Genomic DNA, 13,653 nt, shown 5'->3' on the forward strand with positions numbered 1-13,653 from the left:
CGCGAGGCGGTGACGTATCGTCACCGCCTCGCGGGTGATTGATCAGGCGATGTTAGCCGACCTTGGTGATCTCGTGGAACAGCGGCACCGAGTTCCAGCCGAACTCCACGTTCTGAACGGTCTCGGCGTAGCCGCCCGTGACGTTCGAGTACCAGAGCGGGATGGCCGGCAGGTCCTTGAACAGAACCGTCTGCGCCTCACCGAACAGGCGGTTGGCCTCGGCGAGGTCGGTCGAGGAAATGCCCTCGGCCAGCAGGCGGTCGAACTCGGCGCTGGAGTAATCACCGTCGTTGGAACCGGCGTTGGTCGCGTAGAGCGGTCCGAGGAAGTTGTACAGACCGGGGTAGTCGGCCTGCCATCCGCTGCGGAACGGCGTCGTGATGGTGTCGGCGTTCACCTGCGCGCGAAGCTCGGCGAACGTCGGGTACGGGGCGCCCGACGCGTCGATGCCGAGGTTGGTCGCGAGCTGGTTCGAGATGGCGTCGACCCACTGGTCGTGACCGCCGTCCGCGTTGTACGCGATCTGGAAGGAGCCGCTCCACGGCGCGATGGCGTCGGCCTGAGCCCACAGCTCCTTCGCCTTGGTGGCGTCGAACTCGAGAACGTCCGAGCCCTCGAGGGAATCCGACCACCCGTCGATTACCGGCGAAGTGAAATCGGTCGCGGGGGTACGGGTGCCCTGGAAGATCGTCGAGGTGATCTCTTCGCGGTTGATGGCGTGCGAGATCGCGGCGCGACGCAGCTCTCCCTCCTCGCCCGAGAAGTGCTCGAGGCGGGCCGGAATCGTGAAGGACTGGAACACGGCGGCGGGCTGGTTCACAGCACGCTCCCCGAGGTCCGACTCGAACGACGCCAGCGCGGACGGCGGAACGGCGTCGAGCACGTCGAGCTGACCACCCTGCAGGGCGGCGTAGGCGGCGTCCTGAGAGGCGTAGAACGAGATGGTCAGGCCACCGTTCTGCGCCTGGCGCACGCCCTGGTAGTCCTCGTTTTTGACGAGATCGATCTGCACGTTGTGCTGCCAGGCACCCTCGCTCGAGAGCTTGTAGGGGCCGTTGCCAACGGGGTTCTCGCCGAAAGCGTCCAGGTCATCGAAGGCGACGTCGGGCAGCGGGTAGTAAGCCGAGTAGCCCAGTCGCAGCGCGAAGTCGGAGGCCGGCTTGTTCAGTGCGATCGTGAAGGTGTAGTCGTCGACCTGCTGGAGCCCGGTGAGCTCGCTGTCGGCGTCGTAGCTGAAGCCCTCGATGTCCTCGAAGAAGTAGCTGTTGTACTGCTCGTTCGACGCCAGCGCGCCGTAGTTCCACGCCTTGATGAAGTTGTCGGCGGTGACCTCTTCACCGTCGCTGAAGGTCTGACCCTCCTTCAGCTTCACCGTGAGGTTCTGCGGGTCGTCGACCGTGATCTCTTCGGCCATGTCGTTGACGGGAGCGCCGTCGGCCTCGTACGAGACGAGTCCGGCGAAGATGGCGTCGAGGATCTTTCCGCCGCCGACCTCGTTCGTCGAGGTAGGGATCAGCGGGTTCTCGGGCTCCGAGCCGTTGGTGGTGATGATCGCCGAGGCGTCGGCCGAGCCGGTGTCGCCTGTGTCGTCGCCACCGGCGCAGCCGGCGAGCGTGAGCCCGACGACACCCAGTAGGGCGAGACTGGAGAGGGCAATCGTGTTGCGCTTCACAGTTCCTCCAGGGAAGTGATGAATGGGCCCGAACGGAACGCTCAGACGGTTCATACGCGTGTGGGCGTATCCGGGGGGCAGGATAGGAACACCCTAGGCATGTTGAACGACGTGCTCCCAACCGGCGACCTAAACGTTACAAAGGCTTTACTCGCGAGGCTCCTCATGTGGCAATCTGATCCGAATTCGGCATCCGCACTCGGCCCCTTCCCCCCACCCATCGAGCGCTCCGCCGCCTACGCGCGCACGAGGCTGGCGTGGGAGGTCGTCCTCGTCCTCCTGATCAGCGTCGGCCAGTCCGCGATCTACTCGGTGGTGTCTTTCGTGCGGGCGGCCACGCGCGCGCCCATCTCTCAGCAGCAGACGCAGCTGAATCCATCGCGCAGTGCAGAGCCGCTGTGGGACGCGACCTACCAGTTCCTCGACATCTTCTTCTCGCTGGCCCTCGTGGCCGTCGCGATCTACCTGCTGTGGGAACCGGCCGGCAACGCCCTGCGGCGCATCGGTCTCGATTTCCGCCGGTTCGGGTCCGACGTGCTCCGCGGGCTCGCGCTCGTCCTGCTGATCGGCGTGCCCGGTATCGGGGTCTACGCCGTCGGCCGGGCGATCGGTCAGAGCATCGCGGTCGTCCCCGCGCCGCTCGACTCGTCGTGGTGGGTGATCGCGCTGCTCGTGCTCGCGGCGCTGCGCGCCGGCCTCACCGAGGAGGTCATCTTCCTCGGCTACCTCTTCGACCGACTGCGCCGCCTGGGCTGGTCGTGGACGGGAGTGATCGTCTCGACCGCGCTGCTGCGAGGGAGCTACCACCTGTACCAGGGATGGCCGTCAGCGCTCGGAAACGTCGTCATGGGACTGGTGTTCGGCTGGTGCTACAAGCGATGGGGTCGGGTCATGCCGCTGGTCGTGGCGCACACCGTCATCGACATCATCGCCTTCGTCGGCTACCCGCTCGCGGCCGCCTGGTGGCCGGGGATCTTCGCCCCGCCCGCGACCCCGACACCCTGACCGCCCCCAGCCGCTGCTTACTGCGGGCGCGCGGACCACGTCCAGAACGCCGGGGGCACACCGTCAGGTTCGGAGGTGTAGTCCACTCCCCCGACTCCCTCGGCGGAGACGACGGCACCCGTGCGCTCGAACAGCGGCACGCCGGCGAACGCGGCGAACAGCGAGCGGTCGATCTCCTTCGCTTCGGCGAGGATGTCCACCGGATCGGTGTGCACCGTCAGCTCGGCGAAGAGCTCGTCGGTGTTCGGGCCGTCCACGCCCGCGGCGATGCGATCACGCGCCGACCGGTAGAGGCTCTCGTCCTCGCCGACCCACGAGAGGGTGGCATCCGCAGCGTCGTCCGCCGTGGCGGCACGCACGGCGATGCCTGCCCGCGCCCCCATCGACACCAGCCGCGGGAAGACCTGCGACGACAGCTCGTCGGTCGGGTCATAGGCGACGCGCAGGACGGCGGCGCGATCGCCGAGCGCGTTGCGCGCGGCATCCGCATCGCTCCCGGTACCGGGCGCACCGTTGCCCGAGACGAGGTCGTTGTACAGCTGCCCGGTCGCCGACGAAGAGAGGAACGACTGCAGCGGCTGCGCGTCGGGACGCATCGGACCGAGCACGTCGCGAACGATCGAGGAGCGGTCGATGGCCAGCGTCATCGCTTGACGCAGATCGGATGCCGTTTCTTCGGCGAACCGCAGATGCAGGGTCTGGGTGGTGGGGCCGACCTGCACCTGGTAGCCCGCATCGGTGAGTGTCTCGCGTTCGGCCACGTCGATCTCGCCGACGTTGGCGATGTCGACCACCCCCGCTTCGAGCGCCGAGAGCTGCGCCGCCCGATCGGGGAAGAAACGCACGCTGAGACTCTCGAGGCCGGGGAAGTGCGCACCCTGGTAGCTGTCGCGTCGGGCGAGGGTCAGCGTGTCGGCTGTCGACTCCGTCACCGTCCAGGGGCCAGCGGAGACGACGCTCGCCGGGTCGACCGCGGTACCGGCGGGCACATCGAAGCCGGTGTTCCATGCCTGCGCCGCAGCCGCCAGCACCGGGTTCGGTGCGGCGGGAGCCTGCGGGTCGCCCTCGGGGACGGTGAGGATCGCCGTGAGCAGATCCTCGACGCTCACACCCGCGCGTTCGGCCACGACGTGCACCGGCCGGTCGAGCAGCCACTGCCGGTTCCAGTCCGCGAACGGTTCGTCGTACGTGAGGGTGAGCGTGTCGTCTGCCCGGTCGATGCTGGGCCGCGCGGTCCGTGCGTTCGGATCGGCGGGCATGGCGGTGTCGAAGTATCGCGTGCCCGAGACGATCTGACCGGCGTCGTCGTAGGTGGCGTCGTCGAAGAAGTGAGAGGTGACGGCCCAGCCGAACAACAGGTCGTCGAGGCTGACCGGCGTGCCGTCGGACCAGACGCGATCGTCGAACAATTCGTAGCTGACCTTCAGCGGGTCGCCCTGCACGCGGGTGATGCGGCCGAAGCCGTCGTTGGGGACCACCTGCAGGTCGCCGTCGAGCGACCCGAGCTTCTCGTCGAGGAGGGATGCCACGGCCCGGTTGGCGGGGGTGTCTCCCGCCGCGCTGGCGGCGTTGAAGCTGGTGAGCGAGCCGACGACGCCCACCGTCAAGGTGGTGGGAGCCGCTTCCTGCTCGGTCTCGGGCGCGGGCTCCGGAGCCGAGCATCCGGCGAGGACGATCCCCACGGCGGCGAGGAGGGCGATCACGCGTCCCGGGCCACCGCGTCGTCGGGTCGGTCGAAGGTCCTCGTTCACGCCGTGATGCACATCGGGAACTTTACTAAATGCCCGCTGTGCGAATCCGGGGTGGGAGCGGTGCGGACGTGGGCGAGCTCCCCTCGCGGCTCCGACGCGCGGGGTTCTCGGCGACCGCCCCGAGGAACGATCACCGAGAACCCCGCTGTCACGCGAAGGCCTCCGGCGGCGGGCACGAGCACACCAGGTTGCGGTCGCCATAGGCCTGGTCGATGCGGCGTACCGGCGGCCAGTATTTGCCGCGGATCAGCGAACGCACGGGGTACACCGCTGTCTCGCGCGAGTACGGGTGCGCCCACTCGCCCACCACGACCGTCTCGGCGGTGTGCGGGGCGTTCACGAGCGGATTGTCGTTCGCGGGCCACTCCCCCGCGGCGACGGCGAGCGCCTCGTGCTTGATCGCGATCATGGCATCCACGAACCGATCCAGTTCGGCGAGGTCCTCGCTCTCGGTCGGCTCGACCATGAGGGTGCCGGCGACGGGGAACGACATCGTCGGAGCGTGGAAGCCGTAGTCGATAAGACGCTTGGCCACGTCGTCGACGGTGACGCCGGTCTGTTCCTTGAGCGGACGCAGGTCGAGGATGCACTCGTGCGCGACCAGGCCGCCCTCCCCCGCGTAGAGCACCGGGTAGTGCTCCCGCAGGCGGGTGGCGATGTAGTTCGCCGACAGCACCGCCGCGGCGGTCGCCCGGCGGAGTCCCTCGGCGCCCATCATGCGCACGTACGCCCACGAGATCGGGAGGATCCCAGCCGAGCCGTGGGGCGCCGCCGACACGGGGCCGCCGTCGAACGTGCCCCCGGCGTGATCGGCGCGCTGCGAGAAGGGGTGCGACGGGAGGTGGGGCGCGAGGTGCGCCTTGGCTGCGACCGGGCCGACGCCGGGTCCGCCGCCGCCGTGCGGGATCGCGAACGTCTTGTGGAGGTTCAGGTGCGACACGTCTCCGCCCAGGTCGCCGAAGCGGGCGAAGCCGAGAAGCGCGTTGAGGTTCGCCCCGTCGACGTAGACCTGACCGCCGGCGTCGTGGACGGCCTGCGTGATCTCGAGCACGTCGTGCTCGTACACCCCGTGCGTCGAGGGGTACGTGATCATCAGGGCCGACAGCTCGGCGGCGTGCTGCGCGATCTTGGCGCGCAGGTCGCCGAGGTCGACGTTGCCGGCCTCGTCGCAGGCGACGACGACGACCTTCATGCCCGCGAGGATCGCGGAGGCGGCGTTCGTACCGTGCGCCGACGAGGGGATGAGGCACACCGTGCGCTCGGTGTCGCCGTTCGCGAGGTGGTAGCCTCGGATCGCCAGCAGGCCCGCGAGCTCGCCCTGCGAGCCGGCGTTGGGTTGCAGCGACACGGCCTCGTAGCCGGTCACCTCGGCGAGCCACCGTTCGAGCTGGTCGATCATCTCGAGGTAGCCGTGCACGTCGGCCTCGGGGGCGAACGGGTGCACGCGCGAGAACTCCGGCCACGACACAGCCGCCATCTCGGTGGCGGCGTTCAGCTTCATCGTGCACGAGCCCAGCGGGATCATGCCGCGGTCGAGCGCGTAGTCGCGGTCGGCGAGCGACTTGAGGTAGCGCATCATCGCCGTCTCGCTGCGATGCGTGTGGAAGACGGGGTGGGTGAGGTACTCGTCGTCGCGGTGCAGGGAGTCGTCGACGCCGCGCAGAGCGATCCCCTCCGGCAGATCCTCGGTCGCGAGGCCGAACGCATCGAGGATGGCCGAGATGTCGGCATCCGTCGTCGTCTCATCGACCGAGAGCCCCACCGTCGCGTCGTCGACCCAGAGCAGCTGGTATCCACGTTCGCGGGCGCGGTCGACCACGTCTTGCGCGCGCCCCGGCACGTGAACGCGCACGGTGTCGAAGAACGCATCGCTCGCCAGCGTCAGGTCGTACGAACGGAGGGCGGATGCCAGGGCGTCGGCCCGCTGCGCGACCCGCGTCGCGATGCTCTTGAGCCCCTGCGGGCCGTGGTACACCGCGTACATCGCCGCCATGACGGCGAGCAGCACCTGCGCCGTGCAGATGTTCGACGTCGCCTTCTCGCGTCGGATGTGCTGCTCGCGCGTCTGCAGCGACAGGCGGTAGGCGGGGGCGCCGACGGCATCCTGGGACACGCCCACGAGACGCCCCGGGAGCTGACGCTCCAGGCCGGCGCGCACGGCCATGTAGCCGGCGTGCGGACCACCGAAGCCGAGCGGAACGCCGAAGCGCTGGGTGGTTCCCACCGCGACGTCGGCACCGAGGACGCCGGGCGAGCGCAGCAGGGTCAGCGCCAAGAGGTCGGCGGCGGCGACGACGAGACCGCCCGCGGCGTGGACGGCGTCGGCGACGGCCGAGAAGTCCCACACGCGCCCGGTTGCGCCGGGGTACTGCACGAACGCTCCGAACGCCTCGGGGAGGTCGCCGTCGAACGAGGTCTCGTGGATGAGGATGCCGACGGCCGCGGCGCGGTGGCGCAGCAGCGCCTTCGTCTGCGGCAGGGCGTCGACGTCGACGAGGAAGACTCCGGTCTTGGCTTTCGACGCGCGACGGGCGACGAGCATGCCTTCGACGACAGCGGTGGATTCGTCGAGCATCGACGCGTTCGCCGTGGCGAGGCCCGTCAGGTCGGTCACCATCGTCTGGAAATTGATGAGCGCTTCGAGACGCCCCTGCGAGATCTCGGGCTGATAGGGCGTGTATGCGGTGTACCAGGACGGGTTCTCGAGGACGTTCCGCGCGATCACCGAAGGGGTGAAGGTGTCGTAGTAGCCCAGGCCGATGAGCGGGCGCGCCGAGCGGTTCGCGGTCGCGAGTTCGCGGAGTTCCGCGAGGGCCTCGGCCTCGGTCGCAGCCGGCGGGATCGAGCTGGTCGCGCGCGGTCGGACGTGGATGGATGCCGGGACGGCGGTCTCGACGAGCGCCTCGACGCTGTCGTACCCGACGACCTCGAGCATGCGGGCCTCGGCGTCGGCGTCGATGCCGATGTGGCGATCGACGAACCCTTCGACACGCTCAGGGACCGTCCGAGGGACGGCGTGCGTCCGGGGAGGAAGAAGAGTGCTCATGCGGTGAGGCCCTCGTAGGCGGTGCGGTCGAGGAGGTCGCCGGGCAGCTCGCCCTCGATGCGGATCTTGATGAGCCAGCCCCCGGCGAAGGGTTCGGCGTTCACGAGCGAGGGGTCGTCGACCACGGCGTCGTTCACCTCGACGACAGTGCCGGTCAGGGGTGCGTAGAGCTCGCCGACCGACTTCGTCGATTCGATCTCGCCGCAGACGTCGCCCGCCGAGACCGCGGAGTCGGCGCCGGGCAGCTCGACGAAGACGACGTCGCCGAGCTTGTCGGCGGCGAAGTCGGTGATACCGACGGTTGCGATGTCCCCCTCGAGGGAGATCCACTCGTGCTCGGACGTGTAGCTGAGGGCGGTGAGGTCGGTCATGCGTTTCTCCGATAGAAGGGAAGGGCGGTGACGATGGCGGGGATGCGGGTTCCGCGCACGTCGATGGTCAGTTCGGTGCCGATTTCGGATGCCGCGGGGGCGACGAAAGCCATCGCGACCGGGTGACCGAGGGTGGGGCTGAGGGCGCCGCTGGTGATCTCGCCGACGCTGTCGTCGCCGTGCAGCACCGCGTAGCCGGCGCGACCGGCACGGCGGCCTTCCGAGACAAGCCCCACCAGCACGGGCGCATCGACGGGTCCGGACGAGAGGCCGTCTCTTCCGACGAATGCCTCCTTGTCGACGGCGACGACCCGACCGAGACCGGCCTGGGCGGGAACGATGTCGCGGGAGAGCTCGTGTCCGTACAGCGGCATGCCCGCTTCGAGCCGAAGAGTGTCGCGCGCGGCGAGGCCGCACGGCACCAGACCCTTCTCGGCGCCCGCGGCGAGCGCGGCGTCCCACAGGGCACCGGCCTGGGCGGTGGGGATGAGCAGCTCGTAGCCGTCCTCCCCGGTGTACCCGGTACGGGCGACGAAGAGCGGCGCACCCTCGAACGTCCCGTCGGTCCACGCGTAGTAGCCGAGTTCGTCGAGCGCCGTTCCGGTGATCTCGACCCCCGGCGTGGAGCTCAGGATGCCGCGCGCCTCCGGGCCCTGGAGGGCGACGAGGGCGAACTGGTCGGTGACGTCTTCGACCCGCGGGATAGCCCCACCGGAGACAACGGCGTATTCGGTTCCCTCGAGCGGGCCGTCGATGAATGCTTGCGCCGCGGACCACGTGGCACGAGCACCGTCGAACGCCGCGGCCACGGCATCCCGGTTTGCCGCATTCGCGATCACCAGGAAGTAGTCCTCGCCGGTGCGGTAGACGATCACGTCGTCGATGATCCCGCCGCTGTCGGCGAGCACGAAGGAGTACTTCGCTTTGCCGATACGCATCGTGGAGATCCGGCCCGCGAGCACGAAGTCGAGGAAGGCGGCAGCACGTCCGCCCTGCACCCAGAACTCGGCCATGTGCGAGATGTCGAACAGGCCGGCGGCCGTGCGGACGGCGTGATGCTCGGCGAGGTCGGAGGTGTAGCGCACGGGCATGTTCCAGCCACCGAAGTCGGTGAACGAGGCGCCGAGGGCCTCGTGCCGATCGTGTAGCGGCGACGTGCGCGGTGGAGCGGGGGTGTTGGTCATGAGTTCTGCCGTTCGCGATGACGGACAGACGCCGGTCAGCGCCTGAAGAACTCCCCCTCTGTCATGGGCCTGAGAGTTTCGCCCGCGACGTCGTACGAGACGCGGGCTTTCACCGTCGGCGGATCCGGCGCAGTGCACCCGGATCACTTTCCAGAGTGGCCCGATCGACGCGGTACGCGTACCTGAGAGATTGGCGGGGAGGCTTGCTCCTTCGGTGCCCGGCTGTGTGCGCCGGAGCTCTCCCGCATCGATCATGGGGCCGGTGTGGACTTGTGGGGCCAGCTTACTGGAGCGGCGTGCGGGGCACAGCCCTGGTGAGCGTCGATCGAGGGTGCGTTCTAGTACTTGTCGCCACGCCACACGTCCTCGGGGAGGTAAATGCACGGTGAGAACGAGACAATGCGGATCTCGGCTCGAACGGGGTCGTAACGCACAATCCAGAATGAGCTGTGAGGGCCCGCGATGTCCACGAGGGAATCCTCGTCTTCGACGCGTCGGCTCACCGACATATCGGCCTTGTCCGAGAAGTGTTCCTCGATGTTCCCCATTAGTTCGTCGGGGAGCACCCCCGGTCGCGCTTCAGCGGTAAGGCCGCCCGCCCATTGCTCCCCGCCGCCCCGAGAGCACGCGAGGAAAGTGCCTGTCTCCTTCTGCTCGACAGCGTTGACCAGCTCGCCCGGCATGGCCTCTACGATCTCGCGCTCGATGGACTGTGTGTAAGCCTTCGCCTCGGGGAGCGACAGGTCGCGGTCAACGACGTCGACGATGCTTACGCATCCCGAAAGGCCGCCCATCAATGCAACGAGCAACGCCAACGAACCTCTGGTCCTCATCTCTGGTCCTTCATCATCGTTTCGCTGATGGCAGCGGCAGCCGGATAGTTCTCCGGCCGAGCAGAGGCGATCAATTGATGGTTCGCAAAGGGGTCCAATGAGATTCTGATCGACGGTCCATCCGGAATGAGGAACGGCGCCAGATCGCCACCCAACGGCACGTCGAAATCTCCCGGCCGATCGTAGACACGGCTCGTGAAACCGGGAGTGACGTCGGGGTTGCGTCCCTCCCCCACCCATCCCATGTCCTGCGCCATGGACAAGAAGTCGGTGTAACTCCAATGGAAGTACGTCGTCATCGGATCGGCAGTCCATCCTGTCGGGACCCACGCTCCGGCCATCGAATGGACAGCGTCGTACCGCGTACCTGCGACCTCTGAGCCCGTCACCGCGACGAGGCCCCAGCTATATCCAGCCGCGATCTGACTCGCTCTCGAAATCTCTGAATCGCTGCGCATCTCCGCCGAGAAGCGAGCAAGCTCTTCGCCTGCCGGAACTGACCGAGATTGCGCGTTCGCTTCCACGATGCCTCTCAGCTGCTCGGCCAGAACGGGGCCTTCGTCGTCCCCCGGGAATTCCGCGCCCTTCCAAACGAACGCCACCATCCCGTCATCCTGATCTGCCAGCCACGCTGGCATCGCCTGCACCCCGCCACCATAGAAGCTGTCCACCGACGTGAACGTCCCGGGCACGAACGTCAGCACACGACGCGTGTCCGGCCCCGGGGTCCCGATCATCTCCGCAATCCGATTCTCCTCAGGCTGGTAGAGCACGAGCTGCACGTCTCCGGCCACGACGCGACGGAGGTAGTCGCTCTCGGTGCGCAGGCGGTCGAGAGCGCTCCGCCGCTCGGCCAGCAGGGTAGCCATCGCCCCCTCATCAAGCAGCGACTCGAGACGCGCGATCTCCCGCTCCACCGCCGGCAGCCGATCACGCGCCACGAAGCGGTTCGCCGCGACGCGGGCGAGCGGCGGCACGCCTCCGAGCGCCCCCACCACCTCGGGCGCTCCATTGACGAGCGCCGTTTGCCGACCGGGCGGCAGCGCGTCCCACCACGCCTTCACCGTCTCCGGTGCGGGGGGACGCCGACGGAGCCGCTCCACCCAATCGGGATGTTCGGCGAGGATCTGGTTCATTCGTCCGGCTCCACCTCGGGCGATCTCGCCCAGCGGTGCGAGCATCGCCTCGACGGCGACCGATTCGGTGCGCATCTGCCAGGTGATCCGCGGACCGATCGGCGGCGACACCGCTCCGGTCGCCGCCAGGGGCAGCGGGGGCGGCTCGGCGATCCCGGCAAGGTCACGGCACGCGTCGTCGATCACGGCGGCGACGTCGGACCGCAGGCGTGCGATGGCCGACTCGACGTCGGCGTGATCGGACGCCGGGCCTTTCGTCAGGAGAGCGGTTGCGGCAGCTTCGTCGACGAGCAGAGAACGCCTCCACTCGAGAATCGCGAGCGCATCGGCGAGTTCACCCAGCACCGCACCCACTCGCGCAAATGCCTCACTCGTCTGCCGTCCGCCCGCCGAGAGGCTGTTCATCCTCTCCGTGAGCTCCGCCGCCTCGGGAGCGTCATAGAGCGTACCCAGGTCACGCCACTCCACGACGACCTCGTCGGCCGTCGGTGTGACCGCGGCCGCGCGACCGCGCAGGCGATGCGCGGCATGCTCGAGCTCGTCAGAGCGAGCGGGCAGGGACGGTACGTCGAAACTCTGCTGGTTCACGAGACCGTCCAGCGTCCGTGCCCGCGTGAATCAGCGGCGCGATCGGTCTCGACGGCCATCGCGGCATCCGCTCGGCAATATTCGACGACAGCGCGCTCGGCGGCCCACAGAACCGCTCCCCCGTGCTCCGCCAACGCCATCGCGCGCTCCAGCCAGGGGTCGACGGCTCTGGACAAGGCGCGAGCGAGATCGGGCGCGAGGGACACGGCATCCCGCATCTCATTCGCGACGAACATCACGCCGAAAACGGCCCCGGCGAGGGAGTCGAGACGCCGTGCCGTCCGCGCCGCCAGGTCGAGGAAGCCGTTCACGTCGATCGCATATCGGTCAGCCATGCGGCGACCCTAGAGAAATGCGTCCGATGGCCTCGAAAATTCTCCACAGGCCGCGCGGGGTGAACCCTCATGCCGGCCGCGCGGCTCAGCCCTAGACACGCGCCGAAAGCGCGGAGCGCGCGGCCGCCGCGTTCAGCACCGCGGCTGACTCTGCCGTCCAACACCCGTTGGCTGGGCAGCCCGGGCAGACGCGCTCCCCTCACAGGGCACTCGGCCGCCCCGTTCAGCCCCGCGCGCAGCTCCCGGATGCCACCGGCACGGTCAGCGCGTCGATCTGCGCCATGACCGGCTCGATCTCGACCGGCGTCATGGCGTACCCGACGTTGTCGTCGGTGTCGGAGCGGGCGAACACGATCCCGCCGACCTCACCACCCGTGGTGAGAAGAGGTCCGCCGGAGTTGCCGGGGCGGACGATCGCGGCCAGGGCGTAGATGTCGCGCGGCGACGACGAACCGTCGTAGATGTCGGGGACGGGAACCGTTCCCTCCGACAGCACCTGGGCGCTCCCCGAAGCGAACGGACCTCCACCGGGGTATCCCTGCACCACGGCCGGCGAGCCGACGTCGAGTGTCGAGACGACGGGGAGGGGCGCGGCATCCAGACCATCGACGGCAACCACAGCGATGTCGTCGATGGGGTCGAAGTAGACCACGCGTCCCTCGCGGGCGGGGCGACCGGGCAGTTCGACGACCGGGGTGTCGACACCGGCGACCACGTGGGCATTCGTCATCACGCGATCGGCGGCCACGACGAAACCCGACCCGCTCGATGTCACACCGCACGCGTACGCGGTGCCCGAGATGCGGGCGACCGACTGCGCCGCCTGCGTGAGGGACGGATCGTCGAGCGCGACCGCGGGGGCGCTCGGCACGGGTCCTATCTGGATGAGCTGTCCGAGGCGAGGGATCCCTTCGGCGAAGACGGTTCCGCGAAGCTCGGCGAGCGCGCCGCGTACCGGCGCCGGAGTCAGGTCGTCGATCGTCCGCACCACGGTGGAGGAACCGAGCGCTGCCGACACGACCGGCACCCCCACGGGCGTCAGCGACCCGGCGACGAACGAGATGGCGAGCGCCGCGGCGGCGACGTTGACCACTCCACCGAGGAGACGTTCGGGCACCCGGAGCTTGATGCGGTCGGCACCTCGACGGATGAAGCCGCCCACGGCGGTGCCGAGACCCGACCCGATGAGCAGGAACAGGATGCCGGTGAGGATCATCGCCGGCCCCCGCCAGGACGGCGAGGTGATCCACTGCCCCACGAACGGGGTCGCCCAGTAGGCGGCCACGGCACCGACGGCGAGACCGGCGAAGAAGCCGATGGTCGCGAGGAATCCCCGTGCCAGGCCCGTGATGAGCGCGATCACCAGCAGGGCGATCAGAACGATGTCGATGATCGGCATCCGACCTCCCCAATCCGACACCCACGCTAGGCCGCGCGTCTGAGAGAACCCTTTCGACGCGGCCGGGCCCGATGGAGTCGCGGGCTCCGGCTCCGCGTCGAGCTGCCACTCGGTTTGGGGCGGGATCGACGCGTTGGGGCGGGCGAAGTACGCCCCGATGGGCAGATCCCGCCCCGAACTCGCCATCCTCGCCCGGGGCCGGAGCATCCGGCCGTCGCGCGCCCGACATCGCCGCTGCGGTGGTTCGGGGCGCGATTTGTGCAGTGGGGCGGACATCCCCCGCCCCACTGCACGCATCGTGCCCCCGCACGGCCCGCGCCCCCCCGCACCCGC

General features: G+C 68.9%; 10 protein-coding genes and 1 riboswitch. Of the genes, 1 reads left to right on the forward strand and 9 read right to left on the reverse strand.

The genetic code is table 11. The annotated features are described in order from the left end of the window. Positions 1 to 52 precede the first annotated feature (52 nt). On the reverse strand, positions 53 to 1,672 hold the full coding sequence (locus RWP81_RS01335) for an ABC transporter substrate-binding protein (RefSeq protein ID WP_314451511.1): 1,620 nt from the start codon (positions 1,670 to 1,672) through the stop codon (positions 53 to 55). A 165-nt stretch (positions 1,673 to 1,837) separates the two neighbouring features. On the opposite strand from RWP81_RS01335, the gene RWP81_RS01340 reads away from it, so the two are divergent. Next, entirely contained in the window at positions 1,838 to 2,677 is an 840-nt protein-coding gene (locus tag RWP81_RS01340; RefSeq protein ID WP_314451513.1) for a type II CAAX endopeptidase family protein, read from the forward strand. A gap of 17 nt (positions 2,678 to 2,694) precedes the next feature. On the opposite strand, the gene RWP81_RS01345 is transcribed toward RWP81_RS01340, so the two are convergent. The 8 genes from RWP81_RS01345 to RWP81_RS01380 form a co-directional block, all read right to left on the reverse strand. Then, entirely contained in the window at positions 2,695 to 4,380 is a 1,686-nt protein-coding gene (locus RWP81_RS01345) for an ABC transporter substrate-binding protein (RefSeq protein WP_314451516.1), read from the reverse strand. Between the two features lie 196 nt (positions 4,381 to 4,576). Continuing rightward, on the reverse strand, positions 4,577 to 7,363 hold the full coding sequence (gene gcvP, locus RWP81_RS01350) for an aminomethyl-transferring glycine dehydrogenase (protein ID WP_399540520.1): 2,787 nt from the start codon (positions 7,361 to 7,363) through the stop codon (positions 4,577 to 4,579). 107 nt (positions 7,364 to 7,470) lie between these two features. Further along, the gene (gcvH, locus tag RWP81_RS01355) at positions 7,471 to 7,845 is read right to left on the reverse strand and encodes a glycine cleavage system protein GcvH (protein ID WP_314451520.1); all 375 of its coding nucleotides are present in this window, start codon (positions 7,843 to 7,845) and stop codon (positions 7,471 to 7,473) included. Beyond that, the gene (locus RWP81_RS01360; protein ID WP_314451522.1) at positions 7,842 to 9,029 is read right to left on the reverse strand and encodes a glycine cleavage system aminomethyltransferase GcvT; all 1,188 of its coding nucleotides are present in this window, start codon (positions 9,027 to 9,029) and stop codon (positions 7,842 to 7,844) included. Before RWP81_RS01360 ends, gcvH begins: the two co-directional genes overlap by 4 nt. Before the next feature lie 160 nt (positions 9,030 to 9,189). Continuing rightward, positions 9,190 to 9,284: riboswitch (glycine riboswitch) on the reverse strand. An 83-nt stretch (positions 9,285 to 9,367) separates the two neighbouring features. Beyond that, the gene (locus RWP81_RS01365; protein WP_314451524.1) at positions 9,368 to 9,862 is read right to left on the reverse strand and encodes a hypothetical protein; all 495 of its coding nucleotides are present in this window, start codon (positions 9,860 to 9,862) and stop codon (positions 9,368 to 9,370) included. Next, positions 9,859 to 11,586: a hypothetical protein gene (locus RWP81_RS01370; RefSeq protein WP_314451526.1), complete on the reverse strand. Its 1,728-nt coding sequence runs from the start codon at positions 11,584 to 11,586 to the stop codon at positions 9,859 to 9,861. The genes RWP81_RS01365 and RWP81_RS01370 overlap by 4 nt, the downstream gene beginning before the upstream one ends. Beyond that, complete coding sequence (locus RWP81_RS01375) at positions 11,583 to 11,921, reverse strand: hypothetical protein (RefSeq protein WP_314451528.1); 339 nt, start codon at positions 11,919 to 11,921, stop codon at positions 11,583 to 11,585. Before RWP81_RS01375 ends, RWP81_RS01370 begins: the two co-directional genes overlap by 4 nt. Positions 11,922 to 12,144: 223 nt before the next feature. Next, positions 12,145 to 13,320: a MarP family serine protease gene (locus RWP81_RS01380; protein WP_314451530.1), complete on the reverse strand. Its 1,176-nt coding sequence runs from the start codon at positions 13,318 to 13,320 to the stop codon at positions 12,145 to 12,147. Positions 13,321 to 13,653 lie beyond the last annotated feature (333 nt).

The sequence above is a fragment of the uncultured Microbacterium sp. genome, assembly GCF_963521695.1.
GTDB lineage: Bacteria > Actinomycetota > Actinomycetes > Actinomycetales > Microbacteriaceae > Microbacterium.